The sequence below is a fragment of the Enterovibrio norvegicus FF-33 genome (assembly GCF_000286835.2).
Classification (GTDB): Bacteria; Pseudomonadota; Gammaproteobacteria; order Enterobacterales; family Vibrionaceae; genus Enterovibrio; species Enterovibrio norvegicus_A.
Genome location: NZ_AJYD02000015.1, coordinates 19,724 through 40,108, shown reverse-complemented (window position 1 = coordinate 40,108; position 20,385 = coordinate 19,724). Strand labels below are relative to the sequence as shown.

Annotated in this window: 20 protein-coding genes; 13 read left to right on the top strand and 7 right to left on the bottom strand. The window is 49.1% G+C overall.

What is annotated here, in order from left to right; genetic code table 11:
* The first annotated feature begins 8 nt into the window (after positions 1 to 8).
* From accC to A1OO_RS06570, 7 genes are all read left to right on the top strand, one after another.
* Positions 9 to 1,355 (top strand): acetyl-CoA carboxylase biotin carboxylase subunit, encoded by a 1,347-nt coding sequence (gene accC / locus A1OO_RS06600; RefSeq protein ID WP_016960670.1) that lies wholly within the window; start codon positions 9 to 11, stop codon positions 1,353 to 1,355.
* Between the two features lie 176 nt (positions 1,356 to 1,531).
* On the top strand, positions 1,532 to 1,813 hold the full coding sequence (locus A1OO_RS06595) for a YhdT family protein (protein WP_016960669.1): 282 nt from the start codon (positions 1,532 to 1,534) through the stop codon (positions 1,811 to 1,813).
* Positions 1,806 to 3,260: a sodium/pantothenate symporter gene (gene panF, locus A1OO_RS06590; RefSeq protein WP_016960668.1), complete on the top strand. Its 1,455-nt coding sequence runs from the start codon at positions 1,806 to 1,808 to the stop codon at positions 3,258 to 3,260. Before A1OO_RS06595 ends, panF begins: the two co-directional genes overlap by 8 nt.
* Before the next feature lie 151 nt (positions 3,261 to 3,411).
* Positions 3,412 to 4,296, top strand: coding sequence for a 50S ribosomal protein L11 methyltransferase (gene prmA / locus A1OO_RS06585; RefSeq protein WP_017004511.1), 885 nt, complete (start codon positions 3,412 to 3,414; stop codon positions 4,294 to 4,296).
* A gap of 147 nt (positions 4,297 to 4,443) precedes the next feature.
* On the top strand, positions 4,444 to 5,409 hold the full coding sequence (gene dusB / locus A1OO_RS06580; protein ID WP_035008716.1) for a tRNA dihydrouridine synthase DusB: 966 nt from the start codon (positions 4,444 to 4,446) through the stop codon (positions 5,407 to 5,409).
* A 23-nt stretch (positions 5,410 to 5,432) separates the two neighbouring features.
* Complete coding sequence (gene fis / locus A1OO_RS06575; protein ID WP_002542007.1) at positions 5,433 to 5,729, top strand: DNA-binding transcriptional regulator Fis; 297 nt, start codon at positions 5,433 to 5,435, stop codon at positions 5,727 to 5,729.
* Positions 5,730 to 5,915: 186 nt separating this feature from the next.
* Positions 5,916 to 7,094, top strand: a complete 1,179-nt coding sequence (locus A1OO_RS06570) for a glycosyltransferase family 4 protein (RefSeq protein ID WP_016960665.1) — start codon at positions 5,916 to 5,918, stop codon at positions 7,092 to 7,094.
* Between the two features lie 81 nt (positions 7,095 to 7,175).
* On the opposite strand, the gene A1OO_RS06565 is transcribed toward A1OO_RS06570, so the two are convergent.
* Positions 7,176 to 7,454: a pyrimidine/purine nucleoside phosphorylase gene (locus A1OO_RS06565; RefSeq protein ID WP_016960664.1), complete on the bottom strand. Its 279-nt coding sequence runs from the start codon at positions 7,452 to 7,454 to the stop codon at positions 7,176 to 7,178.
* A gap of 202 nt (positions 7,455 to 7,656) precedes the next feature.
* Between A1OO_RS06565 and tpx the strand changes: the two genes are divergently transcribed.
* Positions 7,657 to 8,157, top strand: a complete 501-nt coding sequence (gene tpx, locus A1OO_RS06560; RefSeq protein WP_016960663.1) for a thiol peroxidase — start codon at positions 7,657 to 7,659, stop codon at positions 8,155 to 8,157.
* 52 nt (positions 8,158 to 8,209) lie between these two features.
* Here tpx and zntR read toward each other — a convergent pair whose 3' ends face one another.
* Positions 8,210 to 8,623: a Zn(2+)-responsive transcriptional regulator gene (zntR, locus tag A1OO_RS06555; protein ID WP_016960662.1), complete on the bottom strand. Its 414-nt coding sequence runs from the start codon at positions 8,621 to 8,623 to the stop codon at positions 8,210 to 8,212.
* Positions 8,624 to 8,804: 181 nt separating this feature from the next.
* On the opposite strand from zntR, the gene purH reads away from it, so the two are divergent.
* Both purH and purD read left to right on the top strand, forming a co-directional pair.
* On the top strand, positions 8,805 to 10,397 hold the full coding sequence (gene purH, locus A1OO_RS06550) for a bifunctional phosphoribosylaminoimidazolecarboxamide formyltransferase/IMP cyclohydrolase (RefSeq protein WP_017004509.1): 1,593 nt from the start codon (positions 8,805 to 8,807) through the stop codon (positions 10,395 to 10,397).
* A 51-nt stretch (positions 10,398 to 10,448) separates the two neighbouring features.
* On the top strand, positions 10,449 to 11,738 hold the full coding sequence (purD, locus tag A1OO_RS06545) for a phosphoribosylamine--glycine ligase (protein ID WP_017004508.1): 1,290 nt from the start codon (positions 10,449 to 10,451) through the stop codon (positions 11,736 to 11,738).
* A gap of 113 nt (positions 11,739 to 11,851) precedes the next feature.
* On the opposite strand, the gene A1OO_RS06540 is transcribed toward purD, so the two are convergent.
* Both A1OO_RS06540 and hupA read right to left on the bottom strand, forming a co-directional pair.
* Positions 11,852 to 12,532 (bottom strand): DUF1481 domain-containing protein, encoded by a 681-nt coding sequence (locus A1OO_RS06540; protein WP_017004507.1) that lies wholly within the window; start codon positions 12,530 to 12,532, stop codon positions 11,852 to 11,854.
* A gap of 42 nt (positions 12,533 to 12,574) precedes the next feature.
* Entirely contained in the window at positions 12,575 to 12,847 is a 273-nt protein-coding gene (hupA, locus tag A1OO_RS06535) for a nucleoid-associated protein HU-alpha (RefSeq protein WP_002542017.1), read from the bottom strand.
* A gap of 236 nt (positions 12,848 to 13,083) precedes the next feature.
* Between hupA and A1OO_RS06530 the strand changes: the two genes are divergently transcribed.
* Positions 13,084 to 14,265, top strand: coding sequence for a hemolysin family protein (locus tag A1OO_RS06530; protein WP_016960658.1), 1,182 nt, complete (start codon positions 13,084 to 13,086; stop codon positions 14,263 to 14,265).
* A gap of 65 nt (positions 14,266 to 14,330) precedes the next feature.
* On the opposite strand, the gene A1OO_RS06525 is transcribed toward A1OO_RS06530, so the two are convergent.
* Positions 14,331 to 14,918, bottom strand: a complete 588-nt coding sequence (locus A1OO_RS06525; protein ID WP_016960657.1) for a YjaG family protein — start codon at positions 14,916 to 14,918, stop codon at positions 14,331 to 14,333.
* A gap of 93 nt (positions 14,919 to 15,011) precedes the next feature.
* On the opposite strand from A1OO_RS06525, the gene A1OO_RS06520 reads away from it, so the two are divergent.
* Both A1OO_RS06520 and A1OO_RS06515 read left to right on the top strand, forming a co-directional pair.
* Positions 15,012 to 15,917, top strand: coding sequence for a D-2-hydroxyacid dehydrogenase (locus A1OO_RS06520; protein WP_017004506.1), 906 nt, complete (start codon positions 15,012 to 15,014; stop codon positions 15,915 to 15,917).
* Complete coding sequence (locus A1OO_RS06515; protein ID WP_016960655.1) at positions 15,917 to 16,501, top strand: uracil-DNA glycosylase family protein; 585 nt, start codon at positions 15,917 to 15,919, stop codon at positions 16,499 to 16,501. The genes A1OO_RS06520 and A1OO_RS06515 overlap by 1 nt, the downstream gene beginning before the upstream one ends.
* Before the next feature lie 410 nt (positions 16,502 to 16,911).
* Here A1OO_RS06515 and hemE read toward each other — a convergent pair whose 3' ends face one another.
* On the bottom strand, positions 16,912 to 17,976 hold the full coding sequence (gene hemE, locus A1OO_RS06510) for a uroporphyrinogen decarboxylase (protein WP_016960654.1): 1,065 nt from the start codon (positions 17,974 to 17,976) through the stop codon (positions 16,912 to 16,914).
* A gap of 223 nt (positions 17,977 to 18,199) precedes the next feature.
* Positions 18,200 to 20,149 (bottom strand): sigma-54-dependent Fis family transcriptional regulator, encoded by a 1,950-nt coding sequence (locus tag A1OO_RS06505; protein ID WP_016960653.1) that lies wholly within the window; start codon positions 20,147 to 20,149, stop codon positions 18,200 to 18,202.
* Positions 20,150 to 20,385 lie beyond the last annotated feature (236 nt).

Here is a 20,385-nt window from a genome sequence, read left to right as displayed (position 1 = left end):
GGACAGTTATGTTAGATAAAATTGTCATCGCTAACCGCGGTGAGATCGCACTTCGTATCCTGCGTGCATGTAAAGAGCTAGGCATCAAAACCGTTGCCGTTCACTCTACCGCTGACCGCGATCTGAAGCATGTATTGCTGGCTGACGAATCCATTTGTATTGGTCCCGCATCAAGCTTTGAAAGCTACCTAAACATTCCTCGCATCATCAGCGCGGCAGAAGTTACCGGCGCTGTGGCTATCCACCCTGGCTATGGTTTCCTGTCTGAAAACGCAGATTTTGCTGAGCAAGTAGAGCAATCTGGCTTTATCTTCGTTGGCCCTCGCGCAGAAACAATTCGCCTAATGGGCGATAAAGTTTCTGCCATCAATGCGATGAAAAAAGCAGGCGTCCCATGCGTGCCGGGTTCAGATGGACCATTGGACAACGACGAAGCGAAAAACAAAGCCTTTGCTAAGCGTATCGGCTACCCCGTGATCATCAAAGCCTCTGGTGGCGGCGGTGGTCGTGGCATGCGAGTGGTTCGTTCAGAACAAGAGCTGACCGAGTCCATCGCAATGACGCGCGCAGAAGCAAAAGCAGCGTTCAATAACGATGTGGTTTACATGGAGAAATTCCTAGAAAACCCACGTCACATTGAAGTTCAAGTCTTGGCTGACGGTCAAGGCGGTGCGATTCACCTTGGCGAGCGTGATTGCTCAATGCAGCGTCGTCACCAAAAAGTGGTTGAAGAAGCGCCAGCACCAGGTATCACAGCAGAAATGCGCCGTTACATCGGTGAGCGTTGCTGCCGAGCGTGTCTTGAAATTGGTTATCGCGGCGCAGGTACATTTGAATTCCTGTATGAAAACGGCGAGTTCTATTTCATCGAAATGAACACCCGTATTCAGGTTGAGCACCCTGTTACCGAAATGGTGACTGGCATCGACCTTATCAAAGAGCAACTGCGCATTGCCGCCGGTCAGCCTTTGTCTTTCACACAAGATGACATCGTTATCCGTGGCCATGCGATTGAATGTCGCATCAATGCGGAAGACCCTGTTCGTTTCTTGCCAAGCCCAGGTAAAATCACGCGCTTTCATGCGCCTGGTGGTATGGGTGTTCGTTGGGAGTCGCACGTCTACTCTGGGTATACCGTGCCACCTCATTACGATTCAATGATCGGTAAGCTGATTTGTTTCGGTGAGAACCGCGACGTGGCCATCGCTCGCATGCGTAATGCGCTGAGCGAAACCATTATCGACGGCATCAAAACAAACATCCCGCTTCAGCTAGAAATCATGAAAGACGAAAACTTCCAGCACGGTGGCGCTAATATCCACTATCTGGAAAAGAAACTGGGTATACACAAGTAATCATCCCGTTTAGTTTTCTGTAAAAGGCTGCGACTTTCGCAGCCTTTTTTGTTTCTTTAACCACTTCAATGCACTGCAATAGCTGTCACATTCTCCCTTCTTTTGCCACAATACGCGCCTTCTCAACACACTGTATGAATACAAACAGACACCTAAGTCTGTTTCGGAGGCTTCTAATGAAGACACTTAGCAGCCGCTACCACCAAGCGCACAAAGAAGCAAAGTGGTCCATCGGACTCGCTGTTGCCTATTTCCTATGGTGGTACGGGTTTGCCTATGGTCTTGCCCCTGAAGGCATTGAACTGGCTCCCCCAACACTCTATTTCGGATTGCCACTGTGGTTTTTGATGGCCTGTGTCGTTGGCCCTGTGCTGTTTACACTCTTATGCGCTGCCATGGTGAAGTTTTTGTTTAAAGATATGTCACTCGACATCGAGCAGGATAGTTCCCATGAATAGTCAGCTTGTTATTCCCATGGCACTGTACCTGATCGCAGTATTCGCATTGGCGATCTACGCACGCAAGAAAGGTGAACAGAGCAAAGGCTTTCTCAATGAATACCTGCTGGGTAATCGCAGCATGGGGGGATTCGTTCTCGCCATGACGCTCGCAGCAACCTACGCCAGTGCCAGTTCATTTATAGGCGGCCCTGGTGCAGCCTATAAAATGGGGCTGGGTTGGGTATTACTCGCGATGATCCAACTCCCAGCTGCATGGTTAACGCTCGGCGTGCTCGGCAAAAAATTTGCCATTGAGTCACGCCGTCATAACGCGCTGACGCTCAATGACATGCTGTACGCACGCTATAAAAGTCGCGCTGTGGTCATTTTTGCCTCTTTAGCGCTTTTACTGGCATTTTTCGGCACGATGGTGGTGCAGTTTGTGGGTGGCGCACGCCTACTACAAACTGTCACAGGGCTTTCATACACCCATGGATTAATGCTGTTTGCCTTTACCGTCGGTCTTTACACCACCATTGGTGGTTTCCGCGCAGTGGTGATGACTGATACGGTACAGGGCGTAATGATGATCATCGGCACTATCGCTCTGCTCGTCGGCATTATTCATGCTGGTGGTAGTTTGGGTGAAATGATCACCGAACTTCATACCATTGACCCTGCCTTGGTCACGCCTTATGGACCAGATGCGTTTCTCACCGAACCCTTCATGCTGAGTTTTTGGGTACTGGTTTGCTTTGGGGTGATCGGTCTGCCTCACGCTGCCGTACGCTGTATGTCTTACAAGTCCAGTTCGTCATTGCACAAAGGGATGGTAATAAGCACGGCGATGGTGGCTTTTTTGATGCTAGGGATGCATTTGGCTGGCGCATTGGGTCGCGCGATTGTGCCCGATATCGCCAATCCGGATCAGATCATGCCCACCCTCATGATGACCGTGCTACCGCCAGTGGTCGCCGGTGTTTTCCTTGCCGGCCCCATGGCGGCGATTATGTCGACCATTGATTCCCAGCTGATCCAAGCGTCAGCGACCTTGCTTAAAGATTTATACCTCAACTACATCAACCCCAAGGCGGCTGATGCGCCAGAGACAGAAAGCAAATTGCCAACACTGTCTCTTTGGGTAACGGGTATTTTCTCGCTGCTTGTGTTTGTGGCGGCCACCAATCCGCCCGATATGATCATCTGGCTCAACTTGCTGGCCTTTGGCGGCATGCAGGCCGTCTTCCTGTGGCCACTTGTGCTCGGGCTTTACTGGGAAAAAGCCACCGCACGCGGTGCGTTGGCCTCAATGTTAACGGGACTTGGCAGCTACGCCGCGTTTTCCACTTTCAAACCGGACATGGCTGGCGTTCACGCTATCGTTCCCGCCTTAACCGTAAGCCTTATCGCCTTCGTGCTGGTTAGCTTATTGCAGCATCAGCGTATTAAGCCCGCTCTCGCCTGATACCTCCACATGCTCTCTCCTCGGACAGCCTCGGCTGTCCGTTTTTTTACGCTTTCTTACCAATGCCCCCACTCCCCCCTATGCGAGCTGCCTACTTTTTATGCTAGAATCCGCCCCCTAAAACCGTAGTGAAACAAAAAGCGAATTAGCCATGCCTTGGATTCAAATCAAACTTAACGCAACAGCGGAAACGGCAGAAGCCATCGGTGACATGCTGATGGACGACGCTGGCGCCCTGTCCGTGACTTTCCTTGATGCCAAAGACACGCCTGTCTTTGAACCTATGCCGGGCGAAACACGCCTATGGGGTGAGACTGACATCGTGGCACTTTACGATGCGGAAACCGACATGGATGCGGTGATGAGCATACTGAAAGCAAGCCCGCTGCTTGTTGAAGGCTTTGCTCATAAAATTGAACAACTGGAAGACAAAGACTGGGAACGCGCTTGGATGGACAACTTCAAGCCAATGCGTTTTGGTCAGCGTCTATGGGTTTGTCCAAGTTGGTGCGATGCACCCGACCCAGATGCCGTTAACATCATGCTAGATCCGGGCCTCGCTTTCGGCACGGGCACCCACCCAACCACATCATTGTGCCTTGAGTGGCTTGATGGACTCGATCTTAACGGCAAAACCGTGATCGATTTTGGTTGTGGCTCGGGCATTCTTTCACTGGCAGCGCTGCTGTTGGGCGCAAAGAAAGTGATTGGTATCGATATCGATCCACAAGCGCTACAAGCCTCAAAAGATAATGCAGAGCGCAATGGCGTTTCTGACCGCCTTGAATTGTTCCTACCAAAAGATCAGCCTGAGAATCTGCAAGCCGAAGTCGTAGTAGCAAACATTCTGGCTGGTCCACTTCGCGAGCTTTCTCCCGTCATCAAAAGTCTGATGGCCCCACAGGGTAAATTGGCGATGTCTGGCGTTTTAGAAGCGCAAGCAGAGTCGGTTGCCGATTGTTATCGCGATGAACTCGCTGTTAACGAGATTATCGTGAAAGAAGAGTGGTGTCGTATCACTGCCGAGAAAGCCTAACCTGGTGATAATCGAACAAATTTTATACTAAAAATTTGAATTCACTGGCTTTTTAGAAAATCAATACAGAACGCTCAAATATTGGCCTTTTCAGACTGGGAAAAAATGCGTAAAATGCGCGCCCTTGCTGACATTGAAGATACTACCTTGCAGATCGGACCGTACAAGCTGGAAAACACACTTATCGTCGCACCCATGGCTGGTGTAACGGATAGGCCATTCCGCGAACTCTGTTTGCGCCACGGCGCTGGCATGGCGGTTAGCGAAATGATGTCTTCCAATCCGGCGATGTGGCACACAGCCAAATCGAAAAACCGGATGGTTCATCTCGATGAAAAGGGGATCCGTTCTGTTCAAATTGCTGGTGCTGAACCAGCATTGATGGCAGATGCCGCGCGTTACTGTGTTGAGAATGGCGCTCAAATCGTCGATATCAACATGGGTTGCCCGGCAAAAAAGGTCAATAAGAAACTGGCCGGTTCAGCATTGCTGACCCGACCTGACATCATTGAGCAAATCCTGAAAGCAGTCGTGTCTGCAGTTGACGTTCCCGTCACACTGAAAACACGGACAGGATGGGATCCGGAGAACAAAAATTGTCTCCAGATTGCCAGAATGGCCGAAGATTGCGGCATACAAGCATTGGCCCTCCACGGTCGAACTCGCGCTTGCATGTACAAAGGAGAGGCTGAGTACGACAGCATAAGAGCGGTCAAAGAGGCAATATCCATCCCCGTTATCGCCAACGGAGATATCGATTCCCCTCAGAAAGCCAAACAAGTGCTGGAATACACAGGTGTAGATGCCTTAATGATTGGTCGCTCTGCACAAGGGCGTCCTTGGATTTTTAGAGAAATCCAACACTACCTTGCCACCGGTGAAGAGCTTGCTGCTCCGCCGATGGAAGAGGTCGAAGCAATTTTGTTGGGTCATGTTCAAGAGCTTCACCAGTTTTATGGTGATCTCAAAGGGCTACGTATCGCACGTAAACACGTGGGGTGGTACCTGAAAGAACATGATCTGATTGGCGATTTTCGCCGGACTTTCAACGCAATCGAAGATGCCCACCAGCAGATCGATGCGCTGCAAGATTATTTCGTAAACGTTGCATAAAATACGAGAAGAGCTGACAGAGTATGTTCGAACAAAACCTGACTTCAGAAGCATTGACAGTGACTACTGTGACTTCACAAGATCAAATCACCCAGAAGCCACTGCGTGACTCAGTAAAAGCCTCCCTGAAAAACTACCTAGCGCAGTTGAATGGCCAGGAAGTCAATGACCTGTACGAGCTGGTACTGGCAGAAGTTGAGCAACCACTGCTGGACACCATCATGCAATACACTCGCGGTAACCAAACCCGCGCTGCAACCATGATGGGTATCAACCGCGGTACTCTGCGTAAGAAACTGAAAAAGTATGGCATGAACTAAGGTTCAGCTAACTTAACGGTTTTCAGTAGAAGCCAGACTGCAAAGTCTGGCTTTTGCGTTTTTATCCCCAACAAACAATACCCTCAAGCGACACTCACACTGCACCTCACTTCGCCTTCGTTATATACTCCCTGCTGACTTTGCTGTTTTATTCGCATCTAGCGAAAGTTTTTTCAGGAGATAAACATGGGTCAGGCTGATGCCTCAAACAACACTGCCACACAGAACAAGCCGGGTATCTTACATATCTGTCTTTCCACTGGTTGGGGTGGCCTCGAAATGTATCCTGCCCGCATGGGTAAAGAGTTTATCGACAAAGGCTATCGTGTGTTTGGGCTGGCATCTGAGAACTCCCGTGTTGCTAATGCAATGAAAGACGCAGGCATGGATGTGTTCACCGTACCGAAAAAATCCTCCCTATTCGGCCCAACACTCTTTGCGCTCAACAAGTGGCTCAAAGCCAACAACGTCCAAATTGTGCATTGTCATAAGTCGGGCGATATCCTGATCTCCGCGCTTTTGAGCCGATTGACCCGTCGCTACACCGTGTTCACTGAGCACATGGGCGTCAAACGTCCGAAGAAAGACATCTATCACCGCTGGGTGTATCAGCATGTCGATCAGGTGCTTTCTATCAGTAACGAAACGTATCAGCGCAACATCAAAGCCTTACCAGTAGCTGAGTGCAAAATAGAGCGCCTTTGGCTTGGCACTTACATCGAAGAGAAAACCTTTGAAGAGGCAACCCGACCGCACTTGTTGGCTGACGAGTATGGCCTTTCACACGACACCCTATTTATTGGTTCGGTAGGCCGTATCTGCGATGGGAAAGGACAAACCGATCTGCTGGCAGGGTTCGAGTTAATGGCGAATGATTACCCGAATGCGCATTTGGTTTTAATTGGCGGCCTGAACCCTGATGAAGGTGCCGATGAAGCCTTCTCGAAACTATTGCAGGAACAAGCCCATGCCTCTGCTTTCTCTGATCGCATTCACCTTGCAGGCTATCGCAAAAACGTACCGACGCTGCTAGAAGAGATTCAGATAGTATGTCTGCCTTACTGGAATGAAGCATTTGGGCTGACGGCGATTGAAGCCATGGCGCAGCATTGTGCGCTAGTGGTGTCAAACACTGGTGCACTGCCAGAGATTCTGGAAGAGACGGGTGTGTACTGCACGCCTCAGGATGCAGCGTCTATTGCGGATGGACTGAGATACTACCTGGACGATGATGCGCAGCGCGAAACCAATGCGACCAATGCCTATCATCGCGCGTTTCAGCACTTTTCCATGCAAGGTCATGCAGACAAGCTTGAAGCGATATATCTGGATGGAGCAGCGAGGTTATCATCGCCAAAAAGATGATCGACCTGACGTTAATACCCTCAAATCACAGCCAATAAAAAAGCGCCTAAAAGGCGCTTTTTTATTGAAATAATGTCGAGATTACAGGTATTCACACAAGTAAGCTGATGTTTGCGTGATTTGAACCTGAAATGATGACTCGCCTGGTACTTCAAAGCTGTCACCCGCGCCGTAGGTTTCCCATTCAATGCGACCCGGAAGTTTTACCGTAAGCTCACCTTTCACAACAGTCATACGTTCTGGCGCTGCAGTACCGAAGGTGTATTCACCAACTTCCATCACACCCATACTGACTGGGCCTTTGTTCTCAAATCCAATCGACTTTACATGCCCATCGAAATATTCGTTAACCTTTAACATCTCAATCCTTATCCATTGAAACTGTTTATCCTTTTCGTTGCCTTGACGCTATCACACTCTCCTAAGCTTCACTAACACTATTTTTTGACCCAAATTGGTCCGCATGAAGAGTTGCGGCGTATTGCGTTTTTCATACACAAATAGCGGCAGATTTTGTGCCAGGCTTAACACGATAACCATTTCATCCATCAAGGAGAGCAAGATGTCACAAATTCATTTTCAAGGACAACCCATCCCTCTGGCAGGCGATTTACCGCAGATCGGAGCCCCAGCTCCAGGCTTTACATTAGCGGCACAAGACTTATCTGATCTGACACTCGAAAGCCTACGTGGCAATAAAGTGGTATTGAATATTTTCCCAAGCATTGATACTCCGACATGCGCAAATAGCGTGCGTGCTTTCAATGAAAAAGCGGCGTCCTTGAACAATACCAAAGTGGTGTGTGTGTCGGCCGACCTCCCTTTTGCAGCAAGTCGTTTTTGCGAGTTGGAAGGACTGAATAATGTTCAGCACGCCTCAATTTTCCGCAGTCCAACCTTTACCACGGACTACGGCGTTGCCGTAGCGGCGGGGCCAATGGTCGGGCTTGCTGCTCGTGCTGTTGTGGTTATCAACGAAGGTGGCGTGGTGAAACATGTCGAGTTGGTTGACGAAGTAACCAACGAACCTGACTATGATGCTGCGCTGGCTGCTTTGGCGTAACGTACATTTACCGTATAAGGAGGCGCGGCTTCCTTATACGGATTTAATTCAATTATACGTTCGTTTCTAGTGCCCCCAGAATCGAGCAATGACTCGCATTGTCATCAGCATGACCACAACATGCATCGTTAATTTTCTTCAATGCGACGCGAATTTGGGTGAGTTCTGCAATTTTTTGATCAATTTCATCCAGCTTCTTTTGCGTAATGCCTTTCACTTCAGCGCAACTGTGCTGACTGGCTTCTAGTCGGATTTCGAGCATTTCCTGAATGTCGTCTAGGGTTAGCCCCAAACGCTTCGCTTTCATAATAAAATGAACACGTGAGAGCGCATCTTCATTGTAGAGGCGGTATCCGCTCTCGCTTCTTGATGTCGGTTTTAATAGCCCAACTTTTTCGTAAAAGCGCAACGTATCGCCGGAAACCCCAGCCTGCTTAGCAAGCTGGCCTATCTGCAACATCTTCATTTATTCACCTCTACGCATTTTTGTGACAAAACCACAAAAGCAATCGATTGCGTCTGTTATTTAGGTTAGAATGTGCGCCGAATCACTCAACGTTCTGCCGTATATCGGGTGTTTGGCAAAGTAGCTTTCATACAGACATTTTCCCAAATATCCTATCCCCACAGTTAAAGAGATGGTAGCAATGGAAAACGCTCGCCCTATTCGTCGCGCATTGATTAGCGTATCTGATAAAACTGGCATTGTTGAATTTGCCAAAACTCTCTCACAAAAAGGCGTCGATATTCTATCGACCGGCGGTACCGCTCGCCTACTGGCAGAGCAAGGTCTGAACGTCACTGAAGTGTCAGATTACACCGGTTTTCCAGAAATGATGGATGGTCGTGTTAAAACGCTGCACCCGAAAGTTCACGGTGGCATTCTTGGCCGTCGCGATACCGATGACGCCATCATGGAAACACATGATATTGCACCTATCGACATGGTTGTCGTCAATCTTTACCCATTTGCAGAAACTGTCGCAAAAGAAGGCTGCACGCTGGAAGATGCGGTAGAAAACATCGATATCGGTGGCCCGACAATGGTTCGCTCAGCAGCGAAGAATCACAAAGATGTCGCCATCGTGGTTAATGCGTCTGATTACGACCGCGTTCTGGCAGAAATGTCATCGAATGACGGCTCTCTAACGCTCAACACCCGTTTCGATTTGGCCATTTCTGCTTTTGAACACACGGCAGCCTATGACGGCATGATCGCCAACTACTTCGGCACCATGGTTCCTTCTTATGGTGACAACAAAGAAGGTGATGAGGAATCGAAATTCCCACGCACCTTCAATCAGCAGTTCATCAAAAAACAAGACATGCGCTACGGCGAGAATAGCCACCAAGCAGCCGCTTTCTACACCGAAGCCACCCCAGAAGAAGCGTCAGTGTCTACTGCGACTCAGCTTCAAGGCAAAGCACTGTCTTACAACAATATCGCAGACACAGATGCAGCACTTGAGTGTGTGAAAGAATTTGTTGAGCCAGCATGCGTTATCGTTAAACACGCAAACCCATGCGGTGTAGCACTGGGTGATAACCTGCTAGAAGCCTACGACCGTGCTTACAAAACTGACCCAACATCGGCATTTGGCGGCATTATTGCGTTTAACCGTGAACTGGATGCTGAAACCGCACAAGCAATTGTTGACCGTCAGTTTGTAGAAGTCATCATTGCACCAAGCGTGTCACAAGCAGCGGCTGATGTAATAAGCACCAAGAAAAACTTGCGCTTGCTGGTATGTGGAGCTTGGAGCACACAGACCACTGGCTTTGACGTTAAGCGTGTGAATGGCGGCCTGCTGGTTCAAGATCGTGACCAAGGCATGGTGTCGTCTGGTGATCTGACGGTCGTATCAAAACGCCAACCTTCTGAAGAAGAGTTGCGTGATGCCTTGTTCTGCTGGAAAGTAGCGAAATACGTGAAATCTAACGCGATTGTTTACGCCAAAGGCAACATGACAATCGGTGTGGGTGCAGGCCAAATGAGCCGCGTTTACTCAGCAAAAATTGCGGGTATTAAAGCCGCTGACGAGAACCTCGAAGTAGCAGGCAGTGTCATGGCATCTGATGCTTTCTTCCCGTTCCGCGATGGCATTGATGCAGCCGCAGAAGCCGGGATTACCTGCGTGATTCAGCCTGGCGGCTCAATGCGTGATGACGAAGTTATTGCTGCTGCAGATGAGCACGGTATGGCGATGGTATTCACTGGCATGCGCCACTTCCGTCACTAATATTTTTCAACGGCCCGGTTCTGCCGGGCTGATGTTATACAAGGATTGAAAATGGACGTATTGGTAATTGGCAACGGTGGCCGCGAGCACGCGCTTGCGTGGAAAGCGGCGCAATCAGCTCATGTAGGTACTGTGTTTGTTGCGCCCGGCAACGCTGGCACAGCATTGGAGCCAAAGCTTGAGAACGTCGCCATTGGCGTTGAAGACATTCCAGCACTCATTGCGTTTGCAAAAGAAAAAAATATCGGCCTAACCATCGTAGGTCCTGAAGGACCATTGGTGATCGGCGTGGTTGATGCCTTCCGTGCAGAAGAGTTGCCAATTTTTGGCCCAACCGCCGCGGCTGCTCAACTAGAAGGCTCAAAAGCCTTCACCAAAGATTTCCTTGCTCGCCATCAGATCCCAACAGCTGAATATCAAAACTTCACTGAAATTGAGCCTGCTCTTGCCTATGTCCGTGAGAAAGGCGCTCCCATTGTTGTCAAAGCTGACGGCCTCGCAGCAGGTAAAGGCGTGATTGTTGCCATGACATTGGAAGAAGCTGAAACCGCTATTCGTGACATGCTGGCAGGTAATGCATTTGGGGAAGCAGGTCACCGCGTGGTGGTAGAAGAATTCCTCGATGGTGAGGAAGCGAGCTTCATCGTGATGGTAGACGGTAAAAACGTCCTGCCAATGGCCACCAGCCAAGATCACAAGCGTGTGGGCAACGGCGATACGGGTCCAAATACCGGCGGCATGGGCGCTTACAGTCCAGCACCCGTTGTTACTGCAGAGATCCACGATCGTGTAATGAACGACGTCATCTTCCCAACCGTGCGCGGCATGGCAGCCGAAGGCAATGATTACACGGGCTTCTTATACGCGGGCCTGATGATCATGGCCGACGGCACGCCAAAAGTGATTGAATACAACTGTCGCTTTGGTGACCCTGAAACCCAGCCAATGATGGTGCGTCTGCAGTCCGATTTGGTTGAGCTTTGCCAAGCAGCGATTGCAGGTAAACTTGATACTGTTGAGTCTAAATGGGACCCACGAGCATCTATCGGTGTGGTACTGGCTGCGGGAGGCTACCCAGCGTCATACAACAAAGGTGACGTGATCTCAGGTTTGCCAACAGAAGAATTGGATGCGGCGAAAGTCTTCCATGCAGGCACCGCAGAGAAAGACGGTAATGTGGTGACCGCGGGTGGTCGCGTACTGTGTGCCACGGCAATGGGTGAAACCGTGTCTGAGGCACAGCAGCGTGCTTATGCACTGGCATCACAAATTAGCTGGGACGGCATGTTCCACCGTGATGACATTGGTTACCGAGCAATTGCTCGCGAGCAAAACCAATAATCCGAAACCATCGTTTAAAACACAAAAACGCGCCTTTGAGCGCGTTTTTTTATGCATTGCCGTTTGAACGATACCCTAGGCAACCTGTCAATCAGGCGCTAAACGTCAGTCCGCTATAAATCGGGGCGCTCGATGCAATCAGCGCTGTCATTGTCCAGCGCGATAATGGCATCAACCGTATTCGTTTTACGTCCAACTTTGCCCATCGCGGCAATAAAATTATCTTCTTGGTTGAGTCGCTGCAAAATGAAGCTTGGCACAGCAGCGTCGAACGATAGCGCTTTCTCTTCGTCAGTAAAGCACTCTTCCAAAATGCCTTTACTCCAATACCCTTGAAAAAACTGATGGCCGCTTTTATTTAGCTCTCTGGCTTGACTCAGCGCCTGTTCGGCTTGCTGGTAGTAACGTACAAGGTCCGTCGTGCGCAATGGCCGCATATCGCCATCCAGACGATTCTGTTGATAGACAGCCTGACCTTCAGAGTCATAGCGAATCAAAAAAGACTGTTGCGTTAATTTACCGTCAATCAAGACTTCGCCATCACGCTGAATTTCACGGACAATACCCTTGCGCCAGCGATATTCGGTGCTGTATTGGCCGTAATCGCCCATCAAAATACGTTCTGACAAGGTTTCTGGAAATCCCAAGCGTTCATCCAACCAATAAATACTGGTCGCATCACCTTGAATCATTGCGGTTTGAGTTTGTACAGGAGGCTTTGCACTCTCAGTCGAGCTGCAGCCCGCCAAAGAGAGAATAAGAAATGAAACGAGAGGTGTTACTGCTGAACGCATAAATATCCGCCAAAACATGAGAATGCTTTGGCGGAGTATAACTTACTTCACAGCGTCTTTAAGCGCTTTGCCAGCTACAAACGCAGGAACGTTTGCTGCAGCAATTTGGATTTCTTGGCCAGTTTGTGGGTTACGACCAGTGCGCGCTGCACGGTGATTAACTTTAAACGTACCGAAACCGATCAGTTGAACCTGGTCACCGTCTTTCAGTGCACCTTCGATGCCTGCTAGCGTTGCTTCAAGTGCTGCTTTTGCTTGTGCTTTAGACAAGTCTGCTTTCTCAGCAATCAGGTCGATCAAGTTGGTCTTGTTCATTAGGTCTTCCCTTCTTTAGATTTTCTTGAGACAAGGCAACTCTAATTCAAAAGAAGCCCGACTGGCAAAGGTTTGTAGCGCTACAAGTGACTGTCTGCAGAGTCTTTAACCACAAACTGAGCGCATCCTCACAAAATATTGGGTATATTCCTATCCGAACACTTGTATTTACTGCGCTAAGACCCGATCTTTGACGCTACTTTAATCCTGTTTTATTACTATTACGCTGGAAAATAATGATCCTGCTTATGATGTATGTGGCACTGTCCATTGGTGTCTCATTTATTTGTTCTGTACTCGAAGCTGTACTTTTGAGTATCACTCCCAGTTACCTAGCCCAGATGCGACAACAAGGTCATCCTGCTGCCGCTCGTCTGCAAGTACTCAAAGACGACATTGATCGCCCACTAGCCTCTATCCTAACGCTCAATACGATTGCCCACACCGTCGGCGCTGCCGCCTCAGGCGCACAAGCGACAAAAGTATTCGGTGATGCATGGTTAGGTGTATTTTCCGCCGTGCTGACATTGGCAATTCTATTGCTGTCAGAAATCGTACCGAAAACCATTGGTGCAACCTATTGGCGCCAAATGGCACCCAAAGCAGCCACTGTCCTACGCTGGATGGTATGGGCGCTGACTCCTATTGTATGGGCTTCAGAGCAACTGACGCGTCGCTTATCGCGCGGCAAAGAACAACCAAAGCTGCGTGATGAAATCTCAGCGATGGCCTTGCTGGCAAAAGAGAATGGCGAACTGGAGGATGATGAGTCCACCATGCTGACCAACTTGCTGGCACTGCGTGACGTACCCGTCACCAAACTGATGACGCCGCGTCCGGTACTCTTCCGCGTCGACGCCAAAATGACGATCGAAGAGTTCTTGCGTGAACATCACGATACGCCATTTTCTCGCCCTTTGGTCTACGTTGAGCAGCGCGACAACATCATGGGCTTTGTTCACCGCTTGGAACTGTTCTCAGCTGGCCAACACGGCAAAGGTCAGCAACCACTGGGAAGCTTAATGCGCCCTATTCCTGTGGTTCACGATTCAACGCATGTACCGAAAGCGTTTGACCGCTTAATGGCACAGCGTTCGCAGCTGGCGTTGATTGTTGATGAATACGGTGACGTGCAAGGCATCATCACGCTGGAAGACATTTTTGAGCACTTGATGGGCAAAGATATTGTCGATGAAGCAGATACCACCACCAACATGCAAGAGCTTGCTCATGAGCGCTGGGCAGACTGGAAAGAAACGCATGGTGTGATTGAAAGCAAAGATGACGATGCAGAAGACGAGAAAAAAGCGTCTGCGTCTAGCAAAGTCACCGTGGGTACTGAAAGTGCTGCCAATGCAGACCACTCACCATCGGATAACTCTGATACAAAAAAAGATGGCGATAAGCCATCTCGGTAAGCATTACAGTGGTAACAATTATCGCTAAATAAAAAACGGGCCGCTGGCCCGTTTTTTTATTGCTGTTACAGTGACAAACCGAGGTTGCTGATACCGTCTTCACGAATTTCGTTACGAATACCGCGGATCATCTCAACGTCACGCTCGTCTGCTTCTTTCAATGCACGGAAAATAGCCCACTGCACATCCCACTCGTCACAGACTGACTCAATTTCTTTTTGGTTGGCATTGGTCACTTCAACACCCGTTTGCGCTTCTTCCAATTGCGCGACACCGGACACTGACAGCTGGCTCACTTTGAGCACGGATTCCAACATCAAATCACGATCCAGCAAGGTATGAATCAAAGTCGACATGGCTACGCACACATCAATGGCGGGGTAAGTCAGATAAATATCATGATCATCCATACCCGGGATCAGCTCTTCCAGTTTTTCAAGCTGGTTTTCGAAGTTTATCTTGGCCGCTTTTACGGTCAGGATTTCCCACACTGCATCCAGCAAACTACGAAAAGCCTGCGGTTCAGCAAAGTCCGTTTGCTGGCAAAACGCCGCATAATTGGGATACATGCGCTCCACCAGCGCCGCCATAAAAGTGATATGCTGCCAAGGTTCGAGTTTTTCGAGTCGCAGCTGGATCGGGTTCTGTAACATGGTCTGCCGTCTACTTATGGCACAGCATGAGCTGGCCGAAAAGGAATGTGGGCTAAGTTTACTTTATATACCCAAGTAGAAAAAGGAACAGATTTGAACCAACTTTACCTCTGCTCTGAATACCAGAAGCTTTATCTCTCTTTGATCGAGCAAGCCGATCTGCCCGACCTGGCTGTCACATCAAAAATAGAAAACGCCAATATTGTCTTGGCAGACCCACCTAAGCTCGCCCAGCAAATAGAAAAAGCCCAGAACCTCGAATGGCTACAATCCACCTATGCAGGCTGTGATGCGTTATTAGCACAAAATAAACGGGATTATCTGCTGACCAATGTGCGGGGGATATTTGGTCCACTCATGTCGGAATATGTGTTCGGTCAACTATTAACCCTCACCCGCCATCTTGCACACTATCGCGATGCACAATCACAAAAGCAGTGGTCAGTGCTGCCTTACCAAAGCCTAATCAACAGAAAGATGGTGATACTGGGTACAGGCTCCATTGGTGCACACGTTGCCGCAACCGCTAAACACTTCGGTATGCAAGTCACAGGTGTCAGTAGAAGCGGCAAGCTTGCCACTTCCTTTGATACCGTGGTCACGACCGCACAGCTAACCTCCCAATTGTCAGACGCTGACGTGGTGGTTTCCACCCTTCCTTCTACGCCAGAAACAAAAGGACTGCTCAGCCATCCAACGCTGTCTGCGTGCAATGGGGCAATATTATTCAATGTTGGGCGTGGCCCCGTATTGGAAGAAAGTGCGCTAATAGACGCGATAGAACACAAACATATTCGTCATGCCGTGTTGGATGTTTTTGCCAATGAGCCGCTAGACAGCACCCATCCTTTTTGGACGCACCCTGACATTACGGTGACACCGCATATCTCTGCCATCAGTTTTCCCGACCAAGTCTTCGCGATTTTTGCGGATAACTATCAACGCTGGCATCAAGGGAGTGCGCTTCAGTACACGGTTGATTTTGATTTGGGCTATTAATGAAAGATATCCCATTGACCATGCTGCTGGATGAGGTAAAACAATGCACGCAATGCGCGGAGCATTTACCCCTTGGACCACGCCCCGTTGTTCAGGCAGCATCAGCAGCAAAGCTATTGATTATTGGGCAAGCGCCGGGGACTCGCGTGCATGAAACGGGCATACCGTGGAACGACCCTAGCGGCGATCGTCTGCGAGATTGGTTGAAAATAGATAAAACCGTGTTTTACGACCCCACTCAAATCGCAATTATGCCAATGGGGTTTTGTTATCCAGGGCGCGGCACGTCTGGCGATCTGCCACCTCGACCTGAGTGCGCGCCAAAGTGGCATGATGCGATCAGGCAGTATTTACCTCATGTTTCGCTAACGCTTCTGATTGGCGACTACGCTCAACGCCGTTATCTCAGCCCAAAACCAAGAACCTTGACCCAAACCGTGCAAGCCAACCCACAATGGGCTCCGGACTTTATTGCGCTTCCTCACCCTTCCCCCCGCAATAACCTGTGGCTGAAAAAGAACCCTTGGTTTGAGGAAACGATTCTGCCCAATCTGCAAAATCGTATGGATCAGCTTTTTGATTAATTTACACCTTTTCCCTGAACCGAATATTCACCACCAACACATGATGATTTTAATTAATTGAATTTATTGGACTTTATCATCGCGTACAGCTTTGTTAGTAATTTCCCTAGCGAACCTATAAACAGCCCTCTGCAGACATTTTATTCAACATACAAAATAAAATGCAATGTACAGCTTTAGGCTAAACGATCTGCTTTTTGGTTTCTAATTTTTCAAGCCAAAACAGCGATAGCCACTAAGACCTTGAATTAAAATATTATTTTCTCCCTGTACAGCTTATCGAGGAATTTCCCCAGTGAACCTTGTACACGATGACATATGTGCGGCGATTTATGTGGCGAGAAATAAAAAAATGGCCAGCGTCAACGCTGGCCATTTTCAATATCATCGAGCTGATGCGTGATAATCGATTACTTGTGATATTGCTTTGAAAGATCGTGCACCGCTTCGACAAACACACCCGCGTTTTCTGGTGGAACATCGAGGTGAATACCGTGACCAAGGTTAAACACGTGACCCGTACCGCCACCAAACCCTTCCAAAATAGTTGCCACTTCTTGGCGAATACGCTCAGGTGATGCATACAGCATGGAAGGATCCATATTGCCTTGCAGCGCCACTTTGTCACCAATGCGACGCTTGGCTTCCGCGATATCAATGGTCCAGTCCAGACCCACGCCATCACAGCCAGTTGCTGCGATTTTCTCCAGCCACATGCCACCATTTTTGGTAAACAAGGTAACAGGCACACGACGACCATCGTTTTCACGGATCAGGCCATCAACGATTTTGTGCATGTACTGCAGCGAGAAATCGTTATAGTCACGCGGTGTCAGAACACCACCCCATGTATCAAAGACCATCACAGATTGGGCACCCGCTTTGATCTGCGCGTTAAGGTACTCAATCACACTGTCCGCCAGCTTATCCAAAAGCAAGTGCAGCGTTTGAGGATCGGCGTACATCATCTTTTTGATTTTGGTGAAGGCTTTCGAGCTGCCGCCTTCGACCATGTAGGTGGCCAGTGTCCATGGGCTTCCAGAGAAACCGATCAATGGCACATCACCGTTCAACCCTTTTCGACAAGCACGTACTGCATTCATTACATATTGCAGTTCACCTTCCGGATCAGGAAGACCGATTTTTTCGACATCAGCTTTGCAGGTAATTGGGCGTTCAAACTTTGGACCTTCACCGGTCTCAAAGTACAAACCAAGTCCCATTGCATCTGGGATAGTCAAAATGTCTGAAAATAGAATAGCAGCATCAAGAGGGAAGCGACGCAACGGTTGCAGAGTAACTTCACACGCCAGTTCTGCATTTTTACACAATGACATAAAGTCGCCAGCTTCCGCACGCGTCGCCTTGTACTCTGGCAAATAACGGCCAGCCTGACGCATCATCCATACCGGCGTGTAATCGACCGGCTCTTTCAACAGAGCGCGCAAATAGCGATCATTCTTTAGTTCTGTCATTGTTCACATCCTGAAAGTTGAGTGGCGCTATTGTATCACCCTCTCCGAGCAACAAAAGCTGCCCTTTGTGGAGGCGATCATAAATATTATCTCCAAGGATGCAGGATATTTGCCGAAGGTTTAAACACATGTTAAAAATTTGCTTCTAATAACAAAAAGTCTGACAGACAGTACCCATAAATATCGCATCTTACTCCCGCCCCCTACGGCGGGTTTTTTTTGCCTATTTGGGTACGCTTTCGTAGGTTTGATTGGTGTAATGACGTGATAGTCCGGCTTTTTTTATGCGTCGATGCACCGTTGAACGGTCGACGCCAAGAACGCGAGCGCTTTCAGATATATTCCATTCGCACGCTTGTAACACAGTCAATATATCGTCTTCGTGACACCCTATACCAGTTGAGTTTGTTTTGCCCGCCATAGCGGATGCTTTACTCCCCCCCTGACGAACATCCTCCGGTAAGTGTTCGGGGAAAATCTCACTCCCCGAACAAAACGCGAGTGCAAAGCGCACAGCGTTGTCCAACTCTCGAATGTTTCCTGGCCACAAATGACGGAGAAGCATGCTTTGTGCTGAATTACTGATCATGACCGGTTTTGGTGCTGATTTTTCAATCAACTTGGTGCTCAACCAAACAATATCATCTCGCGCTCGTAGCGGCGGAATACTCAGCCGAGCACCACTGATTCGGTAGAACAAATCTTCACGAAAACGACCGCTTTTCACCAACTGCGTCAAATCCTGATGAGTGGCCGCTAATACACGAAGCGTCACTGGAATAGCCTTTGTGGCGCCAACAGGAAGCACTTCATTTTCAGCTAACACTCTCAACAACCTTGCTTGCAGTGCGAGTGGCATATCTCCAATTTCATCTAAAAACAGCGTGCCCCCGCTGGCGCGCTCAATCAGTCCCTTTTTCCCTTTTCCTCTTGCGCCAGTAAACGCGCCCTCTGCATAGCCAAACAATTCACTTTCAATCAATGACTCAGGAATAGCCGCACAATTGATGGCGACAAAATGACCTTTGCGCTGCGGACTGGTTTCATGAACAGCGCGTGCCAGATACTCTTTACCACATCCGGTTTCTCCCTGAAGGAGCAAGGGCAATGGCGACATCGCCAGCTGAGACGCCTTTTGCGCTAATACTCCCATTGCAGCATCACCGCAATAAAGTTTGGCGAGCGATTCGCTAACAATACGACGCTTATGATGTCCGATTGGCGGTTGCTGAGGCGCTAATGCATGAGCAAACCACAGCTCTCCCGTACAGGTGCTGATCAATCTCTCTTCGCTCGGTAACGCGCGACTAAGGGTAGGTAGTTCATTGATTTCAATATCGAAGTATTCCGAAATCTTCGAACCCAATAGCGCCGATGTGTGCTGCCAGTGCGAGCCTTTTACTCGTGCCAGCAGTCGTTGAGCACTGTGTGTCATACCAATGATCTCCCCACCGCTATTGACCGCAACAGCGCATTCAGGGTCTACATCAAGAAACGCTGGCGACTGGCTAAGTCGCACAATCCATTCACGCCGAAACGTGTTCATTAACGCGGCCATTTCGATGCGGCGCGTACATGACTGGACAAGACTCAGCGCCAATGCCTGACTGGCTTTGAGCTCAGGACTTTTCAGTGCAGAAATATCTAACACCGCAGCAAGCGAACCATCAACGTCATAAATAGGTGCTGCCGTACAGGAAAGCGGCGCATGCGTAGCATCAAAATGATCGGTTTGATGAACGGTAATGGCTTCACCCGTATAAATGCATGAACCCACGCCACAAGTACCCGCCCTTTGTTCTGACCATTCCGCGCCTAAGTACAAACCCGATTTTTGAAGCTCCCATGTCAATGATGCATCACCTTGGTAATCTACTGTTACGCCTTCAGCATCGGTCAGTAGCAAGACGTATCCATGCTGAGCAATCTGACGATACAGTTCGTCTAACCCATACCGGGCAGTGCGCAACAATTTGTCGAGACGCTCCTGATGCAGCTTTAACTCTGCATGAGGAACGATATAGGCTTCTTGCAATATCAATGGATCAAGCTGGTAATCCGACACACAACGCTGCCATGATTGCGCTATCACCGTATCCCGAGCGCTAGCAATACCCTCTGCAACACTCTGAACTTCTTTAATATGATCATTGACCTGATTAACGACTGCCATGAGACGACTCCTTTCACTCTTTGAAAGTATGAACCTCATTCAAAAAAATTCGCCGTACTCCCTCAACGTTCTGCCTTCAACTTTCTTGGCCTCGCGACTCCAAGACACCGTTGAATTTTTGGTACAACTCGCCAATTCAACATGCCACACCTGTTGCACACGCCACACCGCTCATCCACACCTCAATCCACCAGCAATCATCTATTACATCTAAATACAGCGACTTATACAGACCT